The sequence below is a fragment of the Psychroserpens sp. XS_ASV72 genome (assembly GCF_041224425.1).
Classification (GTDB): Bacteria; Bacteroidota; Bacteroidia; order Flavobacteriales; family Flavobacteriaceae; genus Psychroserpens.
The window spans coordinates 1-5,389 of the sequence record NZ_JBGFGL010000063.1; the positions used below are offsets into that span (position 1 = coordinate 1).

Consider the following 5,389-nt stretch of genomic DNA (forward strand, 5'->3'; position numbering starts at 1 on the left):
AATCGGTAATCTTGTCAAGGAGGAATCTGACTGTGTCCAGATTCCCTCATGGGGATTTTTAAGTGATGTCCTGACCATTATTGGGTTCCGAAACCCTCTGGGAAGACCAGAAGACTGGTTTATTGCCTACAACGGTCTTGTGTATGGCTCGTTGCGTGTAAATTAGCGATTATTTTTCGGTTGAGCCACAAGCCAGATTTTTAAATTTTACTATTTATCTTTTTCTTGGAAAATCGTCAAATTTAAAAATTTGGCGACTTTCCAAATAAGCCTTAACTTCGGTTTAAGCGCTTGAATAGCAATGAGCTATACACGTTGTTGCCAGTAGTTTTTACTTTACTTTTATCATTACAACATATTCAGATAAAGTCTTTATTTGGTCAGTCAAACTTTTACTTTCAAGTTCCGAACTGTTTGGTAATTCAATTCTATCATTTGTTGAGTCAATTAATAATTTTAAATAACTCGTTTTAATTGCGTAGTTAGCATTATCTGCTAATTGTTTGTTTACTCCGGATGACGTTATTCCAACTAAATTTCCTTTTTCGTCAAATAATGGTCCTCCGCTGTTTCCTGGTTGAATAGGAACAGAAATTTGATATGTAGTTATATCTCCTTGAAATCCCGATTTAGAACTAATTTTACCATCAGTAAACTTAATTTCATTTCCCATTATTTGAGTTAGTGGATAGCCAAGAGCAAATACCGAAGAACCAACATCTTGAGTATTTGTTTTGAAGTTGTAACTTAAATTTGATAATGGTTTGAAATCCGAACTTGTAATTTTTAAGATTGCTAAATCATTTTGTCTGTCAGTACTTATTACCTTTGCTTCGTAAGATGTAGTTTTTCCGTTTTTTGTTACATCAATTTCAAAAACTTTTCCATCCTCGATTACGTGATAATTGGTAACTAAATAACCATTTTTATCAATAAAAAATCCTGTTCCCGAACTTTTCCATTCAGTTGCAAGTGAGTTATTTGCTTCGTCATAAGTCGGATAGATTTTTAAATAAACGTCTTTGTCTCTTCCATTCTCTGATAGACAAGACATTGTTGCTTTATCAAATGTGAGGATAATGTCTTTATTGTATGATTTGTTTAGCATAAACCAATCTGCTTTAAAAATTCCGAATTGTGCAGTCTTGATTAATGATGCTTTTATATCTCCTTCGTTCCAATTCGTACCACTTGCTCCAGAGAGATAAATTATTTTATAACCATTATTTTCTTTTAAAACAGCTAACTCATACTCCAAAGAAGTTCCAACTTTCTCATAAATTCCCTCAATGTCTTCTGAACCATTTTTTGTCCAATGTTCTTTTAGTTTTGTTTTAGTCCAATCTGTATCAGGTTTTCTCGACACATTATTATCTAAAATCCCAACATCGGTTAATGCTATAAATCTGTCTGAATTTAATTTTTTGGTTATTGGTTTATTTTCTTGTACCAATTTAAAACCTAATGACCTTGGTGTTCTTGCTTTTACTCTAAAGTAATAAAGTTGCCCTTTTCGTAAATTTAAGTTTATATCCTCTCTATAAGTTTTACCGTCAGTTATTGTCAATTTGGTTGGTTTTATATTGAATATTTTCAATTCTAAATGTCCGCCATTGTCAACAGGTGTTAAGTAAACATCATTAAGAAGTATTTTGACACAATCGTTGCAACCAATTGTAAAAGCCTTTGTTCTATAAATATTGATTGTTGCAAAATCATTTTGAGCGAAAGATAAATTTGCAAGTAGGATGAATATTAAAAGGCTGATAGTATTTTTATTCATTGATTTTTCGTAGTTCGTTTAAATTTGTTAAAAGCAGGTTGTTTTCTAAAAGTATTGTTGTGAATTTACCAGAATTCAAAGACATCTTTTTTCCATAAAATTCGGTTAGACTATTAATTTCTCCGTTTGTTTCTTTGAATAATTCAAGTTCTGCCATTTGATTATTTTGCTCAATTTTTCTTTCCAAAAATTCAATAAATTGTTCTCGGTTTAATTCCGCAATTGATTCCAATTCCGATTCATCATTTTTTAGTAAAACGGATTTAACTCTTTTTCTAATATGTTCAATGGTCATCTCGATTTTTAAATTACTGGCAACGGTCTCGTATAACCGTCAGTTACGGGTTAAAGTACGCAAATTTTTCGGTTTAGCACTGACGTTAGCAATTCCGAGTGGATTCGGACGTAGTCGAATCCGCCGTAATTGCGGTTATACATTGTTGGGCACAGTTTTTATTCAGTTCAATGTCACTTTACTTTACCATGTTAAATGATATTTTAATTCCTTCTATAACCATACTTGTTCCGATAATTGCAATAATTAGTCCCATTAATTTTCCAATTACTGAAATTACGTTGTCTCCAATCTTTTTTGCAATAAAATCACTTAAACTAAATGTTATATAAGTTAATAAACACATTATTCCGAAAACAAGTACTACTAATCCAATATGAATATAAGTAGAATGGGATGCGAAATTCATAGCTGTAACAATTGTTCCTGGTCCAGCTAAAATTGGTATAGCTAAAGGTGAAACTGCTATGTTTTCATCTATGTTAACTTTTTCTAGATGTTTAACACTTGATTTTTTGGATTGTAGCATTTCAAAACCTACATAGAAAATTAAAATACCACCTGTGATTTTAAAGGCAGGTATTGTTATTCCAAATAATTCGAATATAAATTTCCCTAAAACAACAAATACAGAAACAATGATAAAAGCAATTACTACAGCTTTTAAATTTATTCTTTGTTTCGTTTTTTTATCTGCACCTTCTACTAGTGAAAGAAATATTGGCATATTAGAAATAGGATTCATAATAGCAAAAAAGCCAGTAAAGACCGTAATTGAAAAAGTTAGTAGATTATCCATTTTATTTTTTTTCTGTCTTTTTATAAATCCATTCCATTAAAAAGCAAAATCCAGTAATGGCGATTGAGATTATTACACCAATACTATTTGATGTGTATTGTTGATTAATTAAAATTATTGTAGCAATGATACATAAAACGAAACCGATTAATGGAATTATTTTATTGCTTCCTGTTTCTTTTGATAATCTATACCCAACAAGGTTAAGGATACCAAAAATGAGTAGAAAACCAACGCTTCCTGCTGTTGATATACTTTCTAGTTTTAACACGTTGACTAAAATTAATGTTGCAACTGCTGTAATCATTAAACCAACAGGCTGATTCCAAAGATTTGCTAAAAAGTGATGCGGTAGCTCATCGTCCTCTGCAATTTCATAATTCACTTTACTACCTCCATAAAGAGATGCGTTGATGGCGGAAAATGTTGAAATTAATGCAGCTACTGTAATTATTGAAAAACCAAGTTTTCCTAACATTGGTTTTGCTGCTTCTGCCAAAACATAATCTTGTGCTGTTGCAATTTTTGCAAAAGGAAGTGAGCCTACAGTTACTAAAGCAATAATTATATATAGTATGATCACAAATATTACAGAATAGTAATAAGCTTTTGGAATATTTTTTTCAGGATTAACGATATCAGGTGCTGCATTAGCGATAAGTTCAAATCCTTCATAAGCAACAAAAATTACCATTCCGCCGGCAAACAACTTTATTGGTGCTTCCCAATTTGTGACTGCAAGTTGAGCAACATTTGGATTACCAATTAATCCATAAGCACCAATAAAAATGAAGGAAATTAGAATTACCAACTTGATAATTACTGCGTAAGATTCTATTTTGCCTACTACAGCAATACTATAATAATTAATCGCTGTAGCTAAAACAATAATTACACTTGCATAAATGTGTGAATCAATTATTTTGTCGTTGGTTAATTCGAATAAATTTGGTGCGTAAGACCCAAATGCCGAAGCATAAAGAGAGAGCATAATGATATAACTTATCCACAAGAGATTATTAATCCCTCCACTAAAAACTGATTTCCCGAAACCTTGATTGATGAATTTAACAGTTCCTCCTCTGTCAGGATATTTTTTTGATAGCTTAACATAACTATAAGAAGTGATTAATGCTAAAATTCCAGCGAATAAAAATGCTATTGGTGTTCCTCCTCTGGCGAGTGATACTGCAAGCCCAAGGACTGCAAAAATTCCACCACCAACCATTCCTCCAATTCCGATAGAAATAGCTTCTTTTAATCCTATTTGTTTATTCATATGATTTATGGTTTATCAAATTGTGCCCAACGGTTTTGGCTATGATACGTTGCGGAAAAATCCGCAGGATTCTTTCCGCCATAGCCGAAAGATAGTAAAATTGCAATGAAATTCCGATAGGAATTTCAGCCGCAATGGATTATAGCCGTTGTTGTGCATAGTGTTTTTTTATTCAGTTTGTTTGTTGTAATTCAATCCAGTTTTTATTCCGCTTATTGTTAGCAGGATTATTAAAATCAGTTGGATGATTAATAAAATGTAATAAGCATTATTCCATCCATTTCCAGCATTTTCTACAATTTCGCCACTCAAAGGTGGATATTCAGTCGAGCCAGGAATTTCTCGAATAGAATTTACCAATGTAATTAGAAATGTGAAAATCAAAATTAGAGTTATGTCCGAAATCATAAAAATCAGATTTGCGGTCAGGTTTTTAAAATTCCGCCTTAACATTCGGATTAGGTAAACACCAAAGAAAATCAGCGTTACATTCAGAACAATCAGATGAATATTCGCAATTACATAGTAAGTGTCGTGAACATTTATGTCAGTTACTGAATCAGAATTCATTCCACTAATTCCGAAAATCCAGAGTATTAAAATCAGCACGAAACTTATTGTTCCAATTAACCAAAATGTTTCTTTTTTTCTCAAATTTTAATTCAGATTACGGTTTTTGGAACATTATGCACAACGTAGACGTATATGCCACGTTGTTTGTTTTTCAGAAATTTACACAAAATTTATTACCTGAATAAATTGTTGGGTAAATTTAAAACCATGTGGCATATACGCAGTTGTGGGTAGTAAAAGCTTCGAATAGCCAAAGGCTTGCTTTTACGAAGTAAACCAGGCGCTACATCAGTGATTTTCCCATCAAGGGTTCTGTTCCGGAAAATTATTTTCTATAATCCGCCGATTATGGCAACTCATTTTTCGGATCGGAAACCAATGCCGACATGAAGATCCCTTGACATCTCTTTAAAAACCAAAGGGTACCGAAAATTTGACTTTGTCGAAAATTTTCTATACCTTGATGCAAGCTTACAGCGAATTCATTCGTTTGTGATAGTGGAACTCTCACACGATCTCAATCGGTAATCTTGTCAAGGAGGAATCTGACTGTGTCCAGATTCCCTCATGGGGATTTTTAAGTGATGTCCTGACCATTATTGGGTTCCGAAACCCTCTGGGAAGACCAGAAGACTGGTTTATTGCCTACAACGGTCTTGT

The 5,389-nt window shown here is 32.6% G+C and carries 5 protein-coding genes; all 5 read right to left on the bottom strand.

Translation table 11 applies throughout. The features are described from left to right. Window positions 1-331 precede the first annotated feature (331 nt). Window positions 332-1,783: a S1C family serine protease gene (locus tag AB9K26_RS00910; protein ID WP_369970657.1), complete on the bottom strand. Its 1,452-nt coding sequence runs from the start codon at window positions 1,781-1,783 to the stop codon at window positions 332-334. Then, a complete protein-coding gene (locus AB9K26_RS00915) occupies window positions 1,776-2,078 on the bottom strand; it encodes a hypothetical protein (protein ID WP_369970658.1) in 303 nt (100 codons plus the stop codon). Before AB9K26_RS00915 ends, AB9K26_RS00910 begins: the two co-directional genes overlap by 8 nt. 178 nt (window positions 2,079-2,256) lie before the next feature. Next, window positions 2,257-2,877 (bottom strand): MarC family protein, encoded by a 621-nt coding sequence (locus AB9K26_RS00920; RefSeq protein ID WP_369970659.1) that lies wholly within the window; start codon window positions 2,875-2,877, stop codon window positions 2,257-2,259. Window position 2,878: 1 nt separating this feature from the next. Continuing rightward, entirely contained in the window at window positions 2,879-4,156 is a 1,278-nt protein-coding gene (locus AB9K26_RS00925; RefSeq protein WP_369970660.1) for an APC family permease, read from the bottom strand. A 168-nt stretch (window positions 4,157-4,324) separates the two neighbouring features. Beyond that, window positions 4,325-4,564, bottom strand: a complete 240-nt coding sequence (locus tag AB9K26_RS00930; RefSeq protein WP_369970661.1) for a hypothetical protein — start codon at window positions 4,562-4,564, stop codon at window positions 4,325-4,327. Window positions 4,565-5,389: the final 825 nt, after the last annotated feature.

Bases quoted from the DNA above. Each gene is read 5' to 3' on its own strand.
- AB9K26_RS00915 (WP_369970658.1), bottom strand. From the start codon at position 2,078: ATGACCATTGAACATATTAGAAAAAGAGTTAAATCCGTTTTACTAAAA.
- AB9K26_RS00925 (WP_369970660.1), bottom strand. From the start codon at position 4,156: ATGAATAAACAAATAGGATTAAAAGAAGCTATTTCTATCGGAATTGGA.
- AB9K26_RS00930 (WP_369970661.1), bottom strand. From the start codon at position 4,564: ATGATTTCGGACATAACTCTAATTTTGATTTTCACATTTCTAATTACA.
- AB9K26_RS00910 (WP_369970657.1), bottom strand. From the start codon at position 1,783: ATGAATAAAAATACTATCAGCCTTTTAATATTCATCCTACTTGCAAAT.
- AB9K26_RS00920 (WP_369970659.1), bottom strand. From the start codon at position 2,877: ATGGATAATCTACTAACTTTTTCAATTACGGTCTTTACTGGCTTTTTT.